This window comes from Acinetobacter johnsonii ANC 3681, assembly GCF_000368805.1.
GTDB lineage: Bacteria > Pseudomonadota > Gammaproteobacteria > Pseudomonadales > Moraxellaceae > Acinetobacter > Acinetobacter johnsonii.
This window is the reverse complement of record NZ_KB849705.1, coordinates 649862-672037: the sequence shown is the minus strand read 5'-3', so window position 1 is coordinate 672037 and position 22176 is coordinate 649862. Positions and strand designations below refer to the sequence as shown.

17 protein-coding genes and 1 tRNA gene are annotated in these 22176 nt (G+C 42.8%); 16 read left to right on the top strand and 2 right to left on the bottom strand.

Annotated elements, in window-relative coordinates:
• Positions 1-2 precede the first annotated feature (2 nt).
• Positions 3-1346 carry an argininosuccinate synthase gene (argG, locus tag F946_RS07435; protein WP_004694013.1) on the bottom strand — a complete coding sequence of 448 codons (1344 nt, stop codon included), beginning with the start codon at positions 1344-1346 and terminating at the stop codon, positions 3-5.
• Between the two features lie 626 nt (positions 1347-1972).
• Here argG and lldP point away from each other — a divergent pair.
• From lldP to F946_RS07400, 7 genes are all read left to right on the top strand, one after another.
• Positions 1973-3640 carry an L-lactate permease gene (gene lldP, locus F946_RS07430; protein ID WP_171065388.1) on the top strand — a complete coding sequence of 556 codons (1668 nt, stop codon included), beginning with the start codon at positions 1973-1975 and terminating at the stop codon, positions 3638-3640.
• A gap of 32 nt (positions 3641-3672) precedes the next feature.
• Positions 3673-4416 carry a transcriptional regulator LldR gene (lldR, locus tag F946_RS07425; protein ID WP_004694009.1) on the top strand — a complete coding sequence of 248 codons (744 nt, stop codon included), beginning with the start codon at positions 3673-3675 and terminating at the stop codon, positions 4414-4416.
• Positions 4417-4418: 2 nt separating this feature from the next.
• Positions 4419-5573, top strand: a complete 1155-nt coding sequence (gene lldD, locus F946_RS07420; RefSeq protein WP_004980748.1) for an FMN-dependent L-lactate dehydrogenase LldD — start codon at positions 4419-4421, stop codon at positions 5571-5573.
• Positions 5574-5905: 332 nt separating this feature from the next.
• The gene (dld, locus tag F946_RS07415) at positions 5906-7603 is read left to right on the top strand and encodes a D-lactate dehydrogenase (RefSeq protein ID WP_004980747.1); all 1698 of its coding nucleotides are present in this window, start codon (positions 5906-5908) and stop codon (positions 7601-7603) included.
• Positions 7604-7792: 189 nt separating this feature from the next.
• A complete protein-coding gene (locus F946_RS07410) occupies positions 7793-9829 on the top strand; it encodes an NADPH-dependent 2,4-dienoyl-CoA reductase (protein WP_004980744.1) in 2037 nt (678 codons plus the stop codon).
• Between the two features lie 87 nt (positions 9830-9916).
• A tRNA-Ser gene (locus F946_RS07405) sits at positions 9917-10007 on the top strand.
• Between the two features lie 521 nt (positions 10008-10528).
• Positions 10529-10996 carry a surface-adhesin E family protein gene (locus tag F946_RS07400; RefSeq protein WP_004980743.1) on the top strand — a complete coding sequence of 156 codons (468 nt, stop codon included), beginning with the start codon at positions 10529-10531 and terminating at the stop codon, positions 10994-10996.
• 18 nt (positions 10997-11014) lie between these two features.
• Here the strand turns inward: F946_RS07400 and F946_RS07395 are convergent, their stop codons facing one another.
• A complete protein-coding gene (locus tag F946_RS07395; protein WP_004980742.1) occupies positions 11015-11896 on the bottom strand; it encodes a LysR family transcriptional regulator in 882 nt (293 codons plus the stop codon).
• Positions 11897-12065: 169 nt separating this feature from the next.
• On the opposite strand from F946_RS07395, the gene F946_RS07390 reads away from it, so the two are divergent.
• The 9 genes from F946_RS07390 (at position 12066) to F946_RS07350 (ending at position 22144) form a co-directional block, all read left to right on the top strand.
• A complete protein-coding gene (locus tag F946_RS07390) occupies positions 12066-13583 on the top strand; it encodes a CoA-acylating methylmalonate-semialdehyde dehydrogenase (protein ID WP_004980741.1) in 1518 nt (505 codons plus the stop codon).
• An 11-nt stretch (positions 13584-13594) separates the two neighbouring features.
• Positions 13595-14485, top strand: a complete 891-nt coding sequence (mmsB, locus tag F946_RS07385; RefSeq protein ID WP_004980740.1) for a 3-hydroxyisobutyrate dehydrogenase — start codon at positions 13595-13597, stop codon at positions 14483-14485.
• Between the two features lie 85 nt (positions 14486-14570).
• Positions 14571-16226 (top strand): AMP-binding protein, encoded by a 1656-nt coding sequence (locus tag F946_RS07380; RefSeq protein WP_004980739.1) that lies wholly within the window; start codon positions 14571-14573, stop codon positions 16224-16226.
• A 126-nt stretch (positions 16227-16352) separates the two neighbouring features.
• Positions 16353-17477, top strand: coding sequence for an acyl-CoA dehydrogenase family protein (locus tag F946_RS07375; protein WP_035326884.1), 1125 nt, complete (start codon positions 16353-16355; stop codon positions 17475-17477).
• A gap of 93 nt (positions 17478-17570) precedes the next feature.
• Positions 17571-18374 (top strand): enoyl-CoA hydratase, encoded by an 804-nt coding sequence (locus F946_RS07370; RefSeq protein WP_004980735.1) that lies wholly within the window; start codon positions 17571-17573, stop codon positions 18372-18374.
• A 9-nt stretch (positions 18375-18383) separates the two neighbouring features.
• Complete coding sequence (locus F946_RS07365) at positions 18384-19442, top strand: enoyl-CoA hydratase/isomerase family protein (protein WP_171065403.1); 1059 nt, start codon at positions 18384-18386, stop codon at positions 19440-19442.
• A 654-nt stretch (positions 19443-20096) separates the two neighbouring features.
• Positions 20097-20642, top strand: coding sequence for a GTP-binding protein (locus F946_RS07360; protein ID WP_004980731.1), 546 nt, complete (start codon positions 20097-20099; stop codon positions 20640-20642).
• Between the two features lie 9 nt (positions 20643-20651).
• Positions 20652-21068 (top strand): roadblock/LC7 domain-containing protein, encoded by a 417-nt coding sequence (locus tag F946_RS07355; protein WP_004980730.1) that lies wholly within the window; start codon positions 20652-20654, stop codon positions 21066-21068.
• An 83-nt stretch (positions 21069-21151) separates the two neighbouring features.
• Complete coding sequence (locus tag F946_RS07350) at positions 21152-22144, top strand: hypothetical protein (protein WP_228128104.1); 993 nt, start codon at positions 21152-21154, stop codon at positions 22142-22144.
• The last annotated feature ends 32 nt before the right edge of the window (positions 22145-22176 follow it).

Sequence of the window (22176 nt, the reverse complement as noted above, 5' to 3'; positions counted from 1 at the left end):
ACTTATTTGTTTTTGTCTTTTAACTGAGGAACAGCAGAACCAGTACCGACTGCTAGCAAACCAGTATTGGTATAAATACCAAGTTTCGCACGAGTATCTGTGATATCCAAGTTACGCATAGTTAACTGACCAATACGGTCCATTGGCGTAAACATTGAATCACCTTTCTCCATCGTCAAACGCTCAGCTTCATAAGTGAGGTTTTCAGACTCTGTGTTCATGATGGTGTAGTCATTACCACGACGAAGTTCTAAAGTCACAGTACCTGTGATGGCTTTCGCAACCCAACGTTGTGCGGTTTCACGAAGCATTAATGCTTGAGAGTCGAACCAGCGACCTTGGTAAAGCAAACGACCTAAACGTAGACCGTTAATACGGTACTGTTCAATCGTGTCTTCGTTATGAATACCAGTCACCAAGCGCTCATAAGCAATATGTAGAAGTGCCATACCTGGTGCTTCATAAATACCGCGAGATTTTGCTTCAATAATACGGTTTTCGATTTGGTCAGACATACCTAGACCATGACGACCACCAATACGGTTAGCTTCAAGAATGAACTCAACAGGGTCTTCGATACGTTGACCATTGATAGCAACAGGGAAGCCTTCTTCAAAAGTAATCGATACTTCCTCTGCTTTAACTTCTACGTCGTCTTTCCAGAATGCAACGCCCATGATTGGGTCAACAATTTTGATCCCTGCATTGAGGTATTCAAGATCTTTTGCTTCGTGGGTCGCACCCAACATGTTTGAGTCAGTTGAATACGCTTTTTCTTTTGACATTTTGTAGTCAAAGCCGTTGTCGATCAAGAATTGCGACATTTCAGCACGGCCACCTAATTCATCAATAAACGTTTGGTCTAACCAAGGCTTATAGATTTTAAGTGCAGGGTTGGTCAACAAACCATAACGGTAGAAACGTTCAATATCGTTTCCTTTATATGTTGAACCATCACCCCAGATGTTGACATCATCTTCTTTCATTGCGGTAACAAGCATAGTCCCTGTTACTGCACGCCCCAATGGCGTCGTGTTGAAATAAGGTACACCACCAGTTGAAATGTGGAACGCACCACATTGAATCGCAGCAATACCTTCAAGTGCAAGCTGTAAACGGCAGTCAACTAAGCGAGCTTTTACTGCGCCATACGCTTCCGCTTTTTTGGGAATCGCATCGTAGTCGTCTTCATCAGGCTGACCTAAGTTTGCTGTATAAGCATAAGGTTCTGCGCCTTTTTGTTTCATCCACAGAAGTGCAGCTGAAGTATCTAGACCACCAGAGAAGGCAATACCAACTTTTTTGCCAACTGGGACATTCTGCAAGATAGTTGCATTATCAGTCATTGTTAATCCTAACGATATAAATATAGGCACCGAGAATGGGTGGCCTGAAAGAATACATATGTCCGCGATTGTAGCACTTTTCCAAATGGTTTTTCTAAAAAATCATAGGGCTTTAAAAATATTAAAGCTCATGTGCATATCGATACTGTTGAAAAATTTCTGGATAAAATCGGTTTCTATATTGTGTGCTCAATTTTTGTCTTTTTAGAAAATGTTTAAGCTGTAAATTAATCAGAAAAGAGGTGAAATTAGTTCGGGTTTAAATTGGTATTACCAATATTGTGTGATTTTTCCATTTTTTGAGTATTAAGCTAGATTTAAGTTGGGTGATTATTTTTTATATTATTAGACTAAAGTCTAGAGTTGGCATTATTTTAATAAAAATATCATTAAAAACAATGATATTAATTTGATTGAAATATGATCTAGTTTATAAAGGCATCCAATATTGGTCATACCAATATTAACTTTTAATTGAAGTTTTACTTCATTTTAAATCAAAATAAGCCAAGTATAAGTCATTATTGGTTTGTTTCTCTTTACGGTTGCTTATATTGGTCTGTCCAATATTGGCAAAAGTGCCAATAATATGCTCAAAATTAAATCTTAGTAAGCATTTCAAGGAGATGACAATGCTTCAATGGCAGCAAATGTATGACCCGATGGGGAATATTTGGATTTCAAGTCTAATAGCACTGATTCCGATTATCTTCTTCTTTTTGGCGCTCGCGGTATTTCGTTTAAAAGGCAGTGTGGCAGGTACGATCACCGTAGTACTTGCACTTCTTGTCTCTTTATTTGCCTATAAGATGCCTGTGCTGATGGCATTCGCATCGATGGCTTATGGTTTCCTCTACGGTTTATGGCCGATTGCATGGATCATTATTGGTGCGGTGTTCCTGTATAAAATTTCAGTGAAGACAGGCCAGTTCGACATCATTCGTTCTTCTATTCTCTCAATTACTGAAGATCAGCGTTTACAAATGCTGTTGGTAGGTTTTGCTTTCGGTACCTTCTTAGAGGGTGCGGCAGGCTTTGGTGCTCCTGTGGCGATTACCGCAGCATTATTAGTCGGTTTAGGCTTTAAACCGTTATATGCAGCAGGTCTGTGTCTAATCGTAAACACAGCACCTGTGGCTTTTGGTGCAATGGGTATTCCAATTATTGTTGCTGGACAAGTCTCTGGTGTCGATACGATGGAAATCAGCCAAATGGTGGGCCGTCAGCTACCATTTATGGTACCAATCGTGTTGTTCTGGATTATGGCGATTATGGACGGCTGGCGCGGGGTTAAAGAAACATGGCCAGCAGTTGTGGTGGGTGCAAGTAGCTTTGCAATTGCGCAATACTTAACTTCTAACTTTGTTGGTCCAGAATTACCCGATATTACGGCTGCAATTGCATCCCTGATTTCTTTAACAATTTTGTTTAAATACTGGCAGCCGAAGCACATTTTCCGTTTTGCAGATCAAGACGCAACGATGAGTGAAGATGTGGCTGCACAAAAACAGCAAAAATACACTGTAGGACAAATTGCAAAAGCATGGTCTCCATTCGCGATTTTAACTGTGATGGTGACGATCTGGAGTGTGAAACCGTTTAAGGATTTATTTGCCAAAGACGGTGCATTGCATGATCTCGTGATTTCAATCAAAGTACCATTTTTGCATCAAATGATTCAAAAAATGCCGCCTGTGGTTGCTGAAATTAAAGACTATGACGCGATTTACAAGTTTGATTGGATCTCGGCGACAGGAACTGCGATCTTTATTGCAGCATTGATCACCATTGCCTATTTGAAGATGAAACCGAAAGATGCTGTGGTAACTTTTGGTGAAACCCTGAATGAATTGAAAGTTCCCATTTATTCAATTGGTATGGTGTTGTCTTTTGCTTTTATCGCAAACTATTCGGGTATGTCTTCAACCTTGGCTTTGGCCCTTGCACATACAGGTTCGGCATTTACGTTCTTCTCGCCTTTCTTGGGTTGGTTGGGTGTATTCCTCACGGGTTCAGATACCTCTGCCAATGCACTGTTTTCAGCACTTCAGGCTACTACAGCTCAGCAAATTGGTGTGCCAGAAGTTTTACTGGTGGCAGCCAATACCAGTGGTGGTGTGACCGGTAAGATGATTTCACCTCAATCGATTGCGATTGCGTGTGCGGCGGTAGGACTGGTTGGTAAAGAGTCTGATTTATTCCGTTTTACCTTAAAACACAGTATAACGTTCACAATTATGATGGGTATTATGATTACTCTACAAGCCTATGTGTTCCCATGGATGATTCCATAACACAAATTGTATATCAACGTTAAGGAAAGCAGATGAAAGTCTCCGATAAAGCTGTACAAAGCCTGCGTGTATTGATTGAACAAAGCAATATGCAAGTTGGAGACCGTCTGCCTGCTGAAAGAAAACTGTGTGAACAGCTTCAAGTCTCTCGCTCTTCTTTAAGAGAGGCCATTTCGCAGTTGACCAGCATGGGTATGTTGGTCAGCAAAGTGGGGGCGGGGACTTTTTTAAAACAATTACCAGCAACTTGGTCCAGTTATCAAATCGTACAACCGATTAGTAATTTGATGAGTGAGGATCCTGCCTACCGATTTGATGTGCAAGAGGCGCGCATTATTTTAGAAGGTGGAACAACTTGGTATGCAGCACAACGCGCAACCCAAGAAGATCTGGTGAACATCCGACATCATTATGATCAGATTAACCATTTTCAGGCTTTGGGAAATGATGACGAGGCGGCTCGCGCAGATGCGAAATTTCATTTAGCGATTGCTGAAGCATCTCATAATTTGGTTTTGATTCAGATGATGCGTGGTTTGTTTGATTTGTTGCAGTTCAACGTCGCTTTGGGACGCCGAAAAGTCTATAGCGAAGCACACCGTTTTGATCAATTGCATGATCAGCACTTTCAAGTCATGAATGCAATTGAACGTCGTGATCCAGAAGCTGCACGTAAGGCAGTCTGTGGACACATTGAGTTTGTAGTACAACAGGTGCGCATGATTGATGAGGAAGAAGCTCGTCGTCAGCGTGCCAGTCGATTAAACAGGATATAAGCATGATTATTTCTTCTGCCAATGACTACCGTGAAGCGGCACGACGTCGTTTACCGCCATTTTTATTCCATTACATCGATGGTGGTGCGTATGCAGAATATACCCTGAAGCGTAATGTAGAAGATTTATCAAAAATTGCTTTGCGCCAGCGTGTACTGAACGACATGTCACAGTTAAGTTTAGAGACCAAGCTGTTTGATGAAACTTTGTCGATGCCTGTTGCATTATCTCCTGTAGGTTTAACAGGCATGTATGCACGCCGCGGTGAAGTTCAAGCTGCGGTTGCTGCAGATAAAAAGGGTATTCCGTTTACGCTTTCTACCGTTTCAGTATGTCCAATTGAGGAAGTGGCACCTGCGATTCAACGTCCAATGTGGTTCCAGCTCTATGTACTACGTGATCGTGGCTTTATGAAAAATGCTTTGGAACGTGCTAAAGCAGCAGGATGTTCAACGTTGGTGTTTACCGTGGATATGCCTGTTCCGGGCGCGCGTTACCGTGATGCCCACTCGGGTATGAGTGGCCCAAATGCAGCAATGCGTCGTTATATGCAGTCATGTTTCCACCCACATTGGGCGTGGAATGTCGGCATGATGGGACGTCCGCATGACTTGGGCAATATTTCTAAATACTTAGGCAAACCGACAGGTCTAGAAGATTATATTGGTTGGTTAGGTTCTAACTTCGATCCGTCTATTTCGTGGAAAGACCTTGAGTGGATTCGTGAGTTTTGGGATGGTCCAATGGTCATTAAAGGAATTCTGGATCCTGAAGATGCCAAAGATGCAGTGCGTTTCGGTGCAGATGGGATTGTGGTTTCAAACCATGGTGGTCGTCAGCTCGATGGTGTTTTATCTTCTGCACGTGCGCTTCCACCAATTGCAGATGCAGTCAAGGGTGATATTAAAATCCTTGCAGACTCTGGTATTCGTAATGGTTTAGACGTGGTACGTATGCTGGCGATGGGTGCGGACACGTGTATGCTCGGTCGTGCCTTTGTTTATGCTTTAGGTGCGGCAGGCGGTGAGGGTGTTTCAAATTTGCTTGATTTAATTGATAAAGAAATGCGTGTGGCAATGACTTTAACAGGTGCAAAAACCATTGCTGATATTACTTCAGATTGTTTGGTGAAGTTAGAAAAAGAATTGGCTGAGTAAGTTTTTAATAATTTCTATTGTATGAAAATGGATAGTGTGAAGTTGTTTTAATTCACAATGTAAATCTCCCCTAACCCCTCTTTATAAAAGAGGGGAATGTTGCAAATTAATTGATTGTAAAATTTGCAATACTCTCCCTTTGTAAACGGAGGGGCTTGTTTTTACTTGAATTGATCTAGGTAAAAGAAAAGTCCCCTTTTGGAAAAGGGGGATATAGGGGGATTTCAAATATGGAATTTATCTTTGCACTTTGAATTCGAATATAAGAAATTAAATAAATGAATAAAATAAACATTATTCCTTAATTAAAATTTGGAATAGGAAAACTCCTTATGCAAACTCAATTATCTCCACAGCAAACTGTTCAAAAACTCATCACTATTGTTGGTAAACAACATGTTTTAACTGACGATAAAGACACACGTTTATACCGCCAAGGTCGTCGTTACGGTGCAGGGAAAGTACTGGCTGTTGTTGCACCGGGGTCATTACTTGAACAGTGGCAAGTACTGCAAGCGGCTGTTGATGCAGATTGTATTGTGATTATGCAAGCAGCCAATACAGGTTTGACCGGTGGTTCAACGCCTTTTGGCGATGACTATGACCGTCCTGTGGTTCTGATCAGCACGCGTCGTTTGATTGGCATTCAGGTCATTAATGACGGTCAACAAGTGATTTGTCTACCTGGTGCAACACTAGATCGACTTGAAAAAGAATTGGTGCCATTTAATCGGGAGCCACACTCGGTGATTGGTTCATCGTGTATTGGAGCTTCAGTTTTAGGTGGCGTCTGTAATAACTCAGGCGGTGCTTTGGTGCGCCGTGGTCCTGCTTATACTGAGCTGGCATTGTATGCCCGTGTCAATGATGATGGTCAGTTAGAGTTGGTGAATCATCTAGGGGTAAATCTCGGAGAAACACCTGAAGAAATTCTAAGCAAACTTGAAACAAAAGATTATCAAATCGGTGATATTATCAATAACTCAGGCTGCTGCGCATCGGACCATCGTTATGGACATGATGTTAAACAAGTGGATGAAAATACGCCCGCGCGTTTTAATGCCGATCCGTCTCGTTTATATGAAGCATCGGGTTCAGCAGGTAAAGTATGTGTCTTTGCCGTACGTTTGGATACGTTTGAAAAAATTCCAAGTCAGGTATTTTACGTGGGTACAAATTCACATGATGATTTGACTGAAATCCGCCGTTTTTTACTAAAAGATTTGCCGCGATTGCCGATTGCAGGGGAATATATCCACCGCGTGGCTTATGACATTGGGGCGGAGTACGGTAAAGACACCTTCATGTTCATTGAAAAACTCGGCACAGCCAAAGTACCTGCTGCATTTGCAATGAAAGATAAGGTCGATGCGTACTTAGAAAAATTTGGTATGAAAGGACTGTCAGATAAAGTTTTGCAGCTGGTGACCAAATTTCTGCCCAATCATTTACCGAAACGGATGAATACTTTTCGTGACCTGTATGAACACCATTTGGTTATTCGGATTGAAAATCAAGATGTCGAGCAAGTTGAAAGCTTTTTAAAATGCTATTTTCAAGATAAAACCTCAGGTGATTTTTTCCACTGTACCGAGGAAGAAGGACGTAAAGCATTTTTACATCGCTTTGCCGTTGCAGGTGCAGCAATTCGTTATAGAGATACGCACCGTTCTGAAGTTGAAGATATTGTGGCTCTGGATATTGCATTGCGTCGTAATGATCGAGAGTGGGTGGAAACCCTACCCAAAGAGATGGATGATCTGATTGTTCATAAACTCTATTATGGTCACTTTTTATGTCATGTGTTTCATCAGGACTATATTGTGAAAAAGGGCGTGGATCCTTTGGCGATGGAACACCAAATGTGGCATTTACTGGATGCGCGTGGGGCAGAATACCCAGCCGAGCATAATGTCGGACATTTATATGTAGCAAAACCTGCACTACGAACGCATTATGAAAAGCTTGATCCAACCAATAGTTTTAATGTGGGCATTGGTCAAACCAGTAAGCTGAAGCATTGGCAGTAAAGGGCTTTGGTCTAAAAAACTAAACCAGTGAGGGCAACGTCACTGGTTTTTTTATTGTCGTATGTTTTTGAGAGTTCAGTCGGATTGACCGTAGATGCCAAGAATTTTTTATAAATTGTCATCCCAATAATTTAAAAAACAGCTAAAGTAGTATGCAACAAGTTGCAAAGCCAAAGATAAGGATTCATGATGACAACCAATAGCTATGCACATATTTTAAAACCTTTACATTTGGGTTTTACCACCATTAAAAACCGTGTGGTGATGGGCTCCATGCATACGGGCTTGGAAGATCGTTTTTATAATTATCTAAAATTGGCAGCATATTTCGGTGAGCGTGCTAAAGGCGGTGTTGGTCTGATCATTACAGGCGGGATTTCTCCAAATCGTCAAGGTTGGCTCCTTCCTGCGGGTGGAACGATGAATACGCTGGGGGATATTGCTCCGCATCGTTTAGTGACACATGCAGTACATAAACATGGCGCAAAAATTTTAATGCAAATTTTGCATGCTGGACGTTATGGCTACCAACCTTTTGTGGTTTCTGCCAGCCCAATCAAGTCACCGATTTCGCCATTTAAACCGCGTCAAATGTCTGAAAAGCAAATTTTGAATACCATTGATGACTATGTTAACTGTGCCAGTCTTGCCAAAAAGGCGGGCTATGATGGTGTAGAAATTATGGGTTCAGAAGGTTATTTACTGAATCAATTCTTAAGCCGTCATGTGAACCAACGTAAAGACCGTTGGGGTGGGCCGATTGAAAACCGTATGCGTTTTGCGGTCGAAATCGTCAAAGGGATACGTGCACAAGTCGGTGAGAAATTTATTATTTGCTTCCGTTTGTCATTGCTGGATTTGGTGCATGATGGCAATACCATGCAAGAAGTAATTACTATTGCGCAAGCACTAGAAAAAGCAGGCATTACCTTGTTGAATACAGGGATTGGCTGGCATGAAGCACGTATTCCAACCATTGTGACTTCTGTGCCACGTGCAGCTTTTGTTGATTATACAGCGGAAGTGAAAAAGCATGTGGCTGTGCCAGTGATTGCTTCAAATCGTATTAATATGCCAGACACGGCAGAAGAGATTTTGGCATCGGGCAAAGCTGATATGGTGCAAATGGCGCGTCCGTTATTGGCTGATGCTTTTTGGGTGAATAAAACAGCAACCAATCGTGTTGATGAAATCAATACGTGTATCGCTTGTAACCAAGCATGCTTAGATCATACTTTTAAAAACCAACGTGCTACTTGTTTAGTCAACCCGCGTGCGGCGTTTGAAACTGAGTTGGTTTATTTGAAAGCGAAACAACCGAAACGAGTTGCGGTTGTGGGTGGTGGTGTTGCAGGTATGTCGGCAGCGACAGTTGCAGCCAGTCGTGGACACCAAGTGACATTGTTTGAAGCAAGTCATGAAGTGGGTGGACAGTTCAATTTGGCAAAAGTTGTACCCGGTAAAGAAGAGTTTCATGAGACCATTCGTTATTTCAAAGTACAGATTGAAAAAACTGGCGTCGACTTACGTTTAAACACCAAGGTGAATCGCGAGCAGCTTGAGCGTGAAGGCTTTGAAGAAATTATTATTGCAACAGGTGTTGTGCCACGCGCATTACGTATCGAAGGGAGTGATTCACCGCAAGTTTTGTCTTATGCAGAAGTGTTACGCGGCGCACCTGTCGGTCGAAAAGTTGCGGTGATTGGTGCTGGAGGGATTGGTTTTGATGTGTCTGAGTATTTATTGAAACCTGAGCATCAACCTCAGCCACAACCACTTGCAGATTGGCAACGTGAATGGGGTGTAGATCCAAACCCGAATTATGTTTCTGAAGGAGGCACGCAGGCCGCAGAAGTTCATCCGCCTGTTCGTGAGATTTATTTATTACAACGTAAAACCTCTGCACTTGGAGCAGGTTTGGGAAAAACTTCGGGCTGGGTACACCGTGCACAGTTGAAAAAGCATGCAGTACGTATGTTACGTGGGGTTCAGTACAAAGCTGTGACTGATGAAGGGCTTTGGGTCGATATGGCAGGACAAGATCAATTGCTCCGTGTTGATACTATCGTTGTGTGTGCAGGACAGGAGTCTGTGAAGGATCTGATGCCAAGTGCTGAGCAAAATATGTTAGCGAATTATCACATTATTGGTGGTGCTAAATTGGCAGCTGAGCTAGATGCGAAGCGTGCGATTCGTGAAGGTGCCGAAATCGCCTCGAAATTATAAGCTTTTGATGAAACAATATGCAGTTGGTTGCTTTGACGGTAAGTTTTACTTGTCATCAAAACAAAAGCTCCGTATGATGGCGCACATGGAAGCGTGGCAGAGCGGTTTAATGCACCGGTCTTGAAAACCGACGAGGGCTTATACCCCTCCGTGAGTTCGAATCTCACCGCTTCCGCCAAATTTGAAAAGCCCTCTGTAGTTACAGGGGGCTTTTTTTAATTATACTTACATCATCACGCATACATTAAGTAATGAATTTGAAAAGAAAAAATGATGCTGAAAATAGAAAAATATTTAATAATTTTTTTTTAGAAATAGATTGTTCTATCGTGAATAACGCAATAAAAATCGAGAGTTGAATGTAGTTATTTTACTCATTATCGATAATATCTTGCTGTCTCATTTTATTAAAACAGCGTTATAAAATACCTTGTATATTTTATGCCTAGAAGATCATTTCTTCGAAATACAATTTGATTTTTCAGCAGACAAATACGATCTGCTATATGTGTGTGCAAAAAAAGCCACAAAGTCGATATAGAATGATAGTTAGTTGTAATTAAGCGCGGATATATGTGTTGAAATTCACTTTTTAAAATCAATTAAATAGATATATTTCAGTATGTTAGTTTGGTTTTTAATGTGCTTTATCTAAGGGAGTCGCTATAATCTTGCCCGTCTATCTTGGGGGATAGTGATGTGTTAAGTCGTATTTTATTGGGTTTTCTTTGTGTATTGTGGGGAGGATCTGCGTTTGCCGAATGGACGTTTGTGAATGCCAATTATGATCGCTCACAATATGTTTATGTCGATTTTGATCGAGTTAGAATGCTTGATACGAGTCGTAATGAAGTTGAGTATTGGGTCAAATATCTCATTAAGAGTGACAAAGAAAAAGACGGCTTGGAGTTAGGGGATTACTCACTCGCACTATACAGGGTTGGCTGTGACAATGAAGTCTATAGTATTCATTCATCTGCCAATTTTAAAAAAAATGGCTCGTTACTCAGTAGTCAAGACTATGCAACAAGTCAGACTCGACCGCTGATTCCCAATACTGCTGTGGATTATACCGCCGAGATGGTTTGCCACGTTTTACCACAACGCCAAAAAGTCGATCGTTTGGAACAACTGGCTCGACGCATTGCGACGGGAGAATATAAATAAGAACCTACTGTAGATGATTTAATCCATCAGCATGCCTTGTTTTAAGTCGGCTTGTTTACGCAAATAATCCCAGACCAATTTAATCCGTGGCTCGTGTTGTAGGTCGACAAAAGTCAGCATCCAAAAGGTATGTGTGAAGCGTACCTGTTCGGGCAATGCTTGTTCTAAGTCGGGTTGGTCATGGGCTAGAAATTGCGGCAAAATGGCCAATCCAGCTCCTGCATTGACTGCGATTTGTTGGGCCAAAATACTGCTACTGCGAAAATTTGCCGTCAAAGGAATGGGTAGCCGTTCTAAGCAATACAGCTCCGAACTATAAATCAGATCATCAATATAATTGACAAAGCGATGGGTCGCTAAATCTTCCATCCGCTGAATAGGCGGATGCTGTGCCAGATAGCGCTTGCTGCCATAAATTTTTAAACAGTAATCGGTCAGTCGGGTAATGATGTAGGGACCTGATTTTGGACGGTCAATTGAAATCACAATATCCGCTTCACGATGCGACAGCTTCATCATCTTCGGTACAGGAATCAGATCGATCGTGAGCAGTGGAAATTTCAATGACAGTTCGGCCAATAACTGGGTTAAAAACGCTGTGCCGAAACCCTCAGGTGCGCCAATTCGCACACGACCTTCAAGAGGCTGTTGTGGTTTCTGAATTTGCAAAAAGGCCTGTTCCATTTGCTCTACGCGCGGAACCAGAGCCATGCCATCGACGGTGAGTTCATAGCCTGTGGCTTCACGTTTAAACAGTGGTGTGCCTAAAGCAACTTCTAAAGACTGTACCCGCCGTGCCACAGTACTGTGCTCGACGCCAATAATCCGTGCTGCATTGGTCAGGGTTTTAGCGCGTGCCAAGACCAAAAAAAACTGCAGATGATCCCAATCTACTTTCATTTTTTATTTTCCACATCCTGTGCAAAATTGCACAACTATCGTGCACCAATCTGCATTGGTGGTCAAAGTTTTCTTTGCTAGTCTGAGTTGAAACGCAGAAATTGAATATACGTTTTAAGTCGTATGTTTCAACAGTAACACAATAAAAATGAATGCCTATGGAGAGGTTATGAATACGGTTTCTAAAATCCAAATCACCACAGCTAAATTATTGATTAACGGTGAGTTTGTCGAGTCTAAAACCCAGAAATGGCAAGACATTATCAACCCTGCAACCCAAGAAGTGGTTGGTTTAGTCCCTTTTGCAACGCCTGAGGAAATCCAAGCTGCGATTAGCTCAGCAAAAGCGGCATTTGCCAGCTGGAGAGAAACCCCGATTCAAGCGCGTATGCGCATTATGCTGAAACTACAGCAACTGATTCGTGACAATGCCAAGAAAATTGCACAGGTACTCACAGCAGAACAAGGTAAAACTTTGGCCGACGCTGAAGGTGATATTCAGCGTGGTTTGGAAGTGGTGGAACATGCGTGTTCAATTGGCACTTTGCAAATGGGCGAATATACCGAAGGTGTGGCACGTGGCGTAGATACCTATACCTTGCAACAACCTTTAGGTGTATGTGCAGGCATTACGCCATTTAACTTCCCTGCGATGATTCCTTTGTGGATGTTCCCAATGGCAATCGTCTGCGGTAATACCTTTGTTTTGAAGCCATCTGAACAAGATCCGCTCTCCACCATGATGTTGGTCGAGTTGGCAATCGAAGCAGGTATTCCCGCAGGCGTACTGAATGTGGTGCATGGTGGCAAAGAGGTGGTCGATGCCCTGTGTACGCATCAAGACATTAAAGCCATTTCTTTTGTGGGCTCAACTGCGGTTGGTACGCATGTCTATAACTTGGCAGGTCAACATGGCAAGCGCGTGCAATCGATGATGGGCGCGAAAAACCATGTGGTCGTAATGCCTGATGCCAATAAAGAACAAACCTTAAATGCCATGGTCGGTGCAGCATTTGGTGCAGCAGGGCAACGTTGCATGGCGCTTTCGGTTGCAGTCATGGTCGGTGACAGTAAACATTGGATCAATGAGTTGGTTGCAAAAGCGAAGACCTTGAGTGTGAATGCAGGACATGAGCCGAATACGGACATTGGCCCTGTGATTTCACCGCGTGCCAAAGCCCGTGTGATTGATCTGATTAACAGTGGTGTAGAACAAGGTGCTGAATTACTGCTGGATGGTCGTGATATTCAAGTCAAAGGCTATGAAAATGGCAACTTTGTCGGGGCAACGGTGTTTAACCATGTCACCACGGATATGCGCATTTATAAAGAAGAAATCTTTGGTCCTGTACTGACGATTCTCTGTGTCGAGACGTTGGATGAGGCGATTGAACTGGTGAATGCCAATCCATTTGGCAATGGTGTGGGCTTATTTACTCAAAGTGGTGCAGTGGCACGGACTTTCCAAAACCGTATTGATATTGGTCAGGTGGGTATCAATATTCCAATTCCAGTCCCTGTGCCATTCTTTAGCTTTACAGGTTCACGTGGCTCGAAATTGGGTGATCTAGGCCCTTATGGCAAACAAGCGGTTCAGTTCTATACACAAACCAAAACCATCACCAGCCGTTGGTTTGAAGACAGCCAAGAAGCAGGGGAAGTCAATACCACCATCAGTTTACGCTAAGGAGTAGCGAGATGAAGATAGCTTTCATTGGTTTAGGGAATATGGGCGGTTCGATGGCACAGAACCTGCTCAAAGCAGGGCAAACAGTGTTAGGTTATGACTTGAGTGAAAAAGCCTTACAACAGTTTGCTGAAAGTGGTGGGATTATTTGTGACAGTCCGCAAGCTGCGGCTGAGCAAGCAGATGTCGTCATCAGTATGTTGCCCGCAGCCAAGCATGTACGTGATGTGTATTTGGGTGAAACGGGAATTCTGGCGGTAATGCGTGCAGGTAGTCTCTGTATTGACTCGAGTACCATCGACCCGCAAACCATTAAAGATGTGGCTGCCGAAGGACAGCAGCGCCAGATTCAGGTTTGTGATGCCCCCGTTTCTGGTGGCACTATTGGCGCCAAAGCAGGCACCCTAACCTTTATGGTCGGTGCTGATGATACAACTTATGAGCGCGTGCAGCCGATTTTAAGCTTTATGGGCAAAAACACCGTGCACTGTGGTGCGGTGGGTGCAGGGCAAATTGCGAAGATTTGCAATAACATGATTTTGGGCATTTCCATGGCGGCCGTGGCAGAAGGCATGGCTTTGGGCAGCCGGTTGGGCATTGATACGCATGCGCTTGCAGGGGTGATCAATAGTTCAAGTGGTCGTTGCTGGAGTTCTGAAATCTGTAATCCTTGGCCCGATATTAGTCCAAATGCACCCGCAGGACGTGGTTATACCGACGGATTTGCCTCACAACTCATGCTCAAAGATTTAGGTTTGGCCATTGAAGCGGCAGGCCAAGTCAAGCAACCTGTACTACTTGGTGGTTTAGCACAGCAGCTGTATCAACAACTGTGTTTGCAAGGCAATGCGCATTTAGATTTTTCCAGCATTATCCAGCAATACTTACCCCGAGAAAGTTGATTCAAAAGAAATGAAAGGGTGCAATGAGTGCACCCGATAAAAAACCCTTGTCGTGAATAACAAAAAATGTGACTGAGGTGAAAGGATGACTTCAAATTATCAACAAGCGCAGCAAAGCTTTGATTTACAGCAGGCTGCGCAACGGTTTCTATCAGGTTCAGTCGATGTGCTGAATGCGTGTTATGAGTGCTGTGATCGGCATGCTTTGCCGGGGCAGATTGCTTTGTTTTGGCAGGGTAAAGATGGTCGTAAAGAGCAATATACTTTTCGAGAGTTACAACAACGTGCCAGTCAGTTTGCCAACTTTTTAAAGTCGCAAGGGGTAAGCAAAGGTGATCGTGTTTCGGGTTTATTGCCACGCACGCCTGAGCTGATTATTACCATTTTAGCGGCATGGCGAATCGGTGCAGTCTATCAACCTTTATTTACTGCGTTTGGCCCGAAAGCCATTGAGCACCGTTTACAACTGGCTCAGAGTAAGTTGGTGGTCACTGATGTGGGTAATCGTGACAAATTGCAAGAAGTAGAAGGCTGCCCTGCAATTGTGACGGTCACGGGAGCCAAAGGCACAGGACTGTATCAGGGGGATTATAGTTTCTGGGCAGAGGTCAATCGCCAATCTGATCAATGCGAATTGGTGATGATGAACATCCAAGATCCGTTCTTGTTGATGTTCACTTCAGGCACAACAGGCCCTGCTAAACCCTTGCAAGTTCCACTCAAAGCGCTGATTGCATTTGGTGCCTATATGCAAGATGCGATTGGTTTAAGAGCTGAAGATTCGTTTTGGAATATTGCTGATCCGGGTTGGGCCTATGGATTGTATTACGGCATTACTGGCCCGCTCTTATTGGGTCATCCAACCATTTTTTATGAAGGCGCATTTACTGCAGATAGCTTATGTCAAATTGTCCAAGACTATGGCGTGAATAATTTGGCAGGTGCACCCACAGCCTACCGCATGATGATGGCGGCTGATCCGAAGCAAATGGCAAAATTGCACGGCAAATTCCGTGTCGTTAGCAGTGCAGGTGAGCCATTGAATCCTGAAGTGTTTCGCTGGTTCAAACAAGTGTTAGATGCCCCGATCTTTGATCATTATGGCCAAACCGAAGTTGGGATGGTGGTGTGTAATCACCATGCGCTGGAACATGAGGTTCGCGCAGGTTCGGCAGGTTTTGCCAGTCCCGGCTATCGTGTTGTCGCTTTGGATGAACAAGGTCAGGAGTTAGGTGCCGATAGCCCGGGAATTTTAGCGGTGGATATTAGCCAATCTCCGATGATGTGGTTTGGCGGCTATCAAGAAAGTCGTAAATCACCCTTTATTGGACATTATTATTTAACGGGTGATACCGCTGAAATACATACTGATGGCAGCATGAGTTTTGTCGGGCGCAGTGATGATGTGATTACCACTTCAGGCTATCGCGTAGGTCCCTTTGATGTGGAAAGTGCATTGCTAGAGCATGATGCAGTGATTGAAGCCGCTGTGATTGGTGTGCCTGATCCTGAGCGTACAGAAGTCATTAAAGCTTTTGTGATTTTATCTGGTGAAAGTGCAGCCAGTACTGAACTCGAAAATGAACTGAGCCAATTTGTGAAAAAACGCTTATCTGCCCATGCCTATCCGCGTTTGATTGAGTTTGTGACTGAACTTCCAAAAACACCAAGTGGGAAGATTCAACGCTTTTTACTGCGCAATCAGGAAATTGCTAAACAACAAACTGCGGCTACTGTTTAAATTGAAGAGATTGTAAGGAAAGGATTTATGCAATTCACTGAGGAACACGTCCTGAGTCAGGACAAGGCGAAAAGTTTTGCCCAAGAACAGATGAAACCGAATACCAGTGAGTGGGATCGACAAGGTATGTTTTTTGAAGAACAAGTCTTGATTCAGGATATGGCAAAAAGCTTTGCCCAAGAACAAATTAAACCCTATGCCAGTGAGTGGGACCGACAGGGGACTTTTCCTGCCCAAGCCTTACAGCAAATGGGGCAATTGGGTTTTATGGGTATGTTGGTGCCTGAAGAATGGGGTGGTTCGGCAACTGGCAACTTGGCCTATGTACTGGCGCTAGAAGAAATTGCGGCTGCCGATGGTGCGACATCGGCCATTATGAGTGTACATAATTCAGTCGGTTGCGTGCCGATTTTGAAATTTGGTACTGAGGAGCAAAAGCAGCAATTTCTCGTGCCTTTAGCCAAAGGGGAAATGATTGGCGCTTTTGCACTGACTGAACCACATACCGGTTCTGATGCCGCAGCCATTAAAACCCGCGCCGTGAAAGATGGTGACCATTATATCATCAATGGTGCCAAGCAATTTATTACTTCAGGGCACAATGCAGGCGTGATTATCGTGTTTGCTGTGACCGATCCGAGCGCTGGGAAAAAAGGCATGAGTGCTTTTTTAGTCCCGCGTAATACGCCGGGTTATGAAGTGATTCGGGTCGAAGAAAAATTGGGTTTACATGCCTCTGACACCTGCCAAATTGCCTTGACTGATGTGCGTGTGCACAAAAGTCTGTTATTGGGCAAAGAAGGCGAAGGCTTAAAAATTGCCTTGTCGAATCTGGAAGGTGGACGTATTGGCATTGCCGCACAGGCTGTTGGATTGGCGCGTGCCGCTTTGGAGGAAGCGACGCGTTATGCCAAAGAGCGTGTAGCTTTTGGGAAGCCCATTTTCGAGCAGCAAGCGGTGTCGTTCCGACTGGCCAGTATGGCAACAGAAATTGCCGCGGCACGACAGTTGGTACATCAGGCGGCACGTTTAAAAGAAGCGGGTCAACCGTGTTTGACTGAAGCTTCGATGGCGAAATTATTTGCCTCTGAAATGACCGAGCGGGTTTGTTCAAATGCCTTACAAATCTTTGGGGGTTACGGCTATCTGAAAGATTTCCCGATTGAGCGGATTTATCGTGATGCCCGAATTTGTCAGATTTACGAAGGCACCAGTGATATTCAACGCTTAGTGATTGCCCGTAGTTTATAAAGCCAATATCGAAAAAACTGACCCTTGCACATGTGAGTGATCACGAGATTTTAAAGGTATGTGTGCATTGGTCTATACAGAAAGGATTGCAACATGCAGTGGGAAAAAACATTCATCGAAGATTTACAGTGGGACACGATTCTAGTTGAAAAGCGTAAAGGCGTCGGGGTGATTACCTTGAACCGTCCTCAAGCGTTAAATGCCTTGAATAGTCAACTGATTGCTGAAATTAACCAAGCCTTAGACCAGTTTGAACGCGATGCTGAAATTGGCTGTATGGTGTTGGCGGGTTCGGAAAAAGCCTTTGCCGCGGGTGCCGATATTAAAGAAATGGCCGAGCTGAATTTCCCGAATATCTATTTTGATGATTTTTTCCATTTGGCAGATCGAATTGCGCAGCGTCGTAAACCATTAATCGCTGCGGTAAGTGGTTATGCATTGGGGGGCGGTTGTGAATTGGCATTGATGTGCGATTTTATCTATTGCGCGGAGAATGCCAAATTTGGTTTGCCTGAGGTGACACTCGGTGTGATTCCAGGTATTGGCGGAACACAGCGTTTAACGTTGGCATTGGGTAAAGCCAAAGCTATGGAGATGTGTTTAACCGCACGGCAAATGGGCGCAGTTGAGGCAGAGCAAAGTGGTTTAGTGGCGCGTGTGCTACCGAAAGAAGAATTATTGGTCTATACCTTAGAGGCTGCGGAAAAAATTGCGCAACGATCCCTCACTGCCACCATGATGATTAAAGAAAGCATTAATCGTGCTTTTGAAGTGAGTTTAAGTGAAGGATTACGCTTTGAGCGTCGTACTTTCCATTCCATCTTTGCAACAGCTGACCAGAAAGAAGGCATGAAAGCCTTTGTGGAAAAGCGACCAGCCCAATTTAAAAATCAATAAATAAGGAGTCTGCGCATGGAAAATAATTTACAGATCAGCCTCCAAGGACATTTGGGTGTGATTACGCTAGATCGCGCGAGTCATCTGAATGCACTGTCCTTAAGTATGATTCATGGCATTAGCCAGCAGCTAGAACTGTGGCGCGAGGACGAACAAGTTCAAGCCATCTTGATTAACTCCAATAGCCCGAAAGCCTTTTGTGCAGGCGGGGATATTCGCTTCCTATATGACAGTTATCAAAATGGAACTGCCAATTATCAGCGCTATTTTGCCGATGAATATCACATGCTAAAAAGCCTGCGCCAATATGCGAAACCTGTATTGGTGTTTTTAGATGGCTATGTTTTGGGTGGTGGTTTTGGTTTGGCACAAGCTTGCCAGATTATTGTTAGCAGTGAAAGATCACGTTTTGCCATGCCAGAAACCGTGATTGGCTTTTTCCCCGATGTGGGCGCAACCCATTTTCTGTCTCGTTTAGACGATATCGGTGTGTACATGGCTGTTACGGGTGAACAGATTAGTAGTAGTGATGCTTTGCACTTAGATTTAATCGATTATTTAGTACCGAGTGAACAGTTACAGCAGTTACAAACAGAACTGGGACATGCCGCGCAATTAACCCAACAATCTATTGAACAGACCATTGCACGTTATTTAAAAGAACCTGCGCCTAGTGAATTAAAACAGTATGAAGATGCGATTCGCCAGCATTTTTCTCATGCTGAATTGGCTCAAATTGAAGACAGCCTTGCCAATACATTAGATAGTGATTATATGGATTGGGCTGAAAAGATCTTAGCAAACTTACAACAGTGTTCTTTGTTAGCCAAGCAAATCAGCCTAAAACTTCAGCATGTAGGGCGCGGGCTATCGTTAGAACAGTGCATGCAGTTGGAGCGCGATTTACAAGATATTTGGTTTGAGCAGGGTGACATGCTTGAAGGTGTCCGTGCCTTGCTGATTGATAAAGACAAGCAGCCGAAATGGCAACTTGAAAACCCTGAACTGATGCAGAGGTTTGAAGAACTTTTGCCAGCGTCAAGACAACAGCGTCAGGCGAGTGTGTAAGTGTAAGTTTGCTTTCAATCAGCACCGAAAATCCTCCAAGGCTTTGGAGGATTTTTTTATGATGAGAACGTTAGTGAGATAAATGCATCGAATAACTGAAGCCTCTTCAAAGCTCATCGTGATTACAGCTCTGTGAGCTTTACCAGTTTAATTTCGTAATGAAAATAAGCCACTAGAAAAAACTTATCCTTTATTCGAATAAGCCAAAGCTTACAGTTCCAGCCTCAATAAAGAATCAAAATCGACACGTAACCTTTCGTTTAAATCAGTTCATGACGTTTGGATACAGAAATTAAGCGAAGAAACCATCGGCTAAACATAGGAAAACGTGAAGTTTCTTGTTTTGTTGATTGGAAAAAATCTTTCAAATGTATTTTTTGATCTAAGTTATAGATTGAATTTTGCTTGGTAAAAAATGCCAATCACGCCCTAACTGAGTATGATTCTTATTATTTAATTTAAATAACAAGAAAAGACAGATACTTAAGCAAAGTTAAATAGTATACTTTTGTATAAAAAAGCTCAAAAGTTATACAAAAAGTAGGGAGATATGTAAGTGGATTTTACTAAATAGTTTAAAATATGATGTTTTTTGTCAATAAAATTAAATATAATGTGACGTATTAGGCATTTTATTGTTCTTGGGACTTCTTGATGATACTACAGCAATACAAAATTGTTTTCGGGGGAACCATGGGGGCAGGAAAATCTGCTGCCATTCAAGCATTGTCTGATATTCCTGTCGTGACGACAGAAGCAGTAAACACTGATACTGCAGCGCACCATAAATTTTTGACGACTGTGGGTATTGATTACGGTGAAATTAGCCTTGAAGACGGTACGCAGATAGGCCTGTACGGTACTCCAGGCCAAGATCGTTTTGATTTTATGTGGTCTATTGTCTGCAAGGGTGCAATAGGAATCGTGATCTTAATCGATCATAGCCAAGCAGATCGTTTAAAGGATTTAGAGTTTTATTTAAAAGCATTTGAGCAGTATGGGTCAAATGTAGTGGTTGGCATTACGCATTTAGATCAAGAAGATCAGCATAAGCTCAAAATTTACCGTGATTGGATGCAGATCCATCAAAAACAATTTCCGCTGTTTGCCATTGATGCGCGTGAACAAGATGATGTTTTACTGATGATTGAAACACTAATTGCAACAATAGAAATACAAGCTGAATCTGCAGTTGCATAGGTAGGATAAATGAATAGTTCACGTGAAATTCCGCAAGCACTGATTGAGTCTGCGCATATCGAGTTACAACGTTTTTTAAATACCGTTACAGGCATCGACTTTGTGATGTTGTGCTCATCGGATGGTTTTGAGCTTGCTTTGGCTTCAAAGAAAAATATCGACAATACAGGAAAAATTGCAGCAGTTAGCAGCTCCATCTTGGCTATGGTGAATGCATTTATTACAGAAATTCAATTGATGGGCTGCCAAACCATTACCCTTGATGCGGACACTGGCAAAGTCTTTTTAACGGCTGTCAACCATCCACTGCATCCTATGGTCATGGTGGCTGTCACTAACACAGATATTTTGATGGGGCAGATGCTTTATTACTACAAAGAGTTAAGTGCACGATTAAGCAGTGCGCCGCTCAGTCTTGCATCATAATAAATTCTATATTTTTTGATTTTTAATTATATCAATCGGCGTGATGCTGTGATTTAAAGGGTGAGGTTGTCGTGGGTTTAGGCATGAAAAACGTATTAAATATTGCAGTATTTGGTTTAAGTTTAAATTCGTTAGAGCAAATAAAAGAACAAATTTTACTGTCTTTACCTGAAAATTTGAATGTGAGATGGGTCAATCTTGCTGAGCAAAAAATAGATTTATTGCTGGTCAATGATGTGTTTTTTAATTCACCTGGCATTCAAAAGTTGCTGACTATTCAAAACATTGTGTATTTGCGTCTGGTCAAAAAGGTTGAAAATGCAGGGCGCATTGTCGGAGATCAATTGTTCTACCCATTTTCGAACATAGAACATTTGCACGATTGGTTATTTAGAAAAGTATTGTCACAACATGAACTAACCGAACCTGTGAAGTCAACGCTTGAAGTCATTATGCCTGTTCAATCTGTTATGCCTACAGTGTTGAACCCAGTGATGACCACGGAACAGGTTTTTAACGAAATTTTTACACCACGTAATGGCTATATTCAGTTGTTCGATGCTCATGGTTTTCTCGCTTTGGTTGATACGCGGACCGAACGTGTTTGGGTCGAGCTGAATAAAGCGATTCAGTTTAATGAGACCTTGAACCAAACGTATGCAACTGCGCAGTTGGTCCAAGATACGATCAAAGATAAAGACGTTTATGACCTCAGAATTTGGCTATGGAAAGTGCTGAATGCTTCACCTGCGATTCAGTTGCCAGAGGTCGGCTTAAATCAGAGCTTTAAGCTTGAAATATGGCCTCAGTTTGAAAAAGATTTACAACGTCGTGACTTTTTGAAGATGGCAACCTGCTTCTCACAAGGCGCACAAATTGATCAAGTCAAACAGTCCTTAAATTTAAGTAATGAAAGGGTATTGAATTTTGTGGCATGTGCTGTTTTACTGCAATTAGGTCGGTTTATTGATCAAAATGAAGTGAAGTATCAGGCAGATACACAACAAGTAGAAACAGGACAAATGAATAAATTACGCGGTTTTATTGGAAAGTTGCGTAAGAAACTGGGTCTTTAAATTTTTTGGGGTAACCCTATAACTAGAGGTAA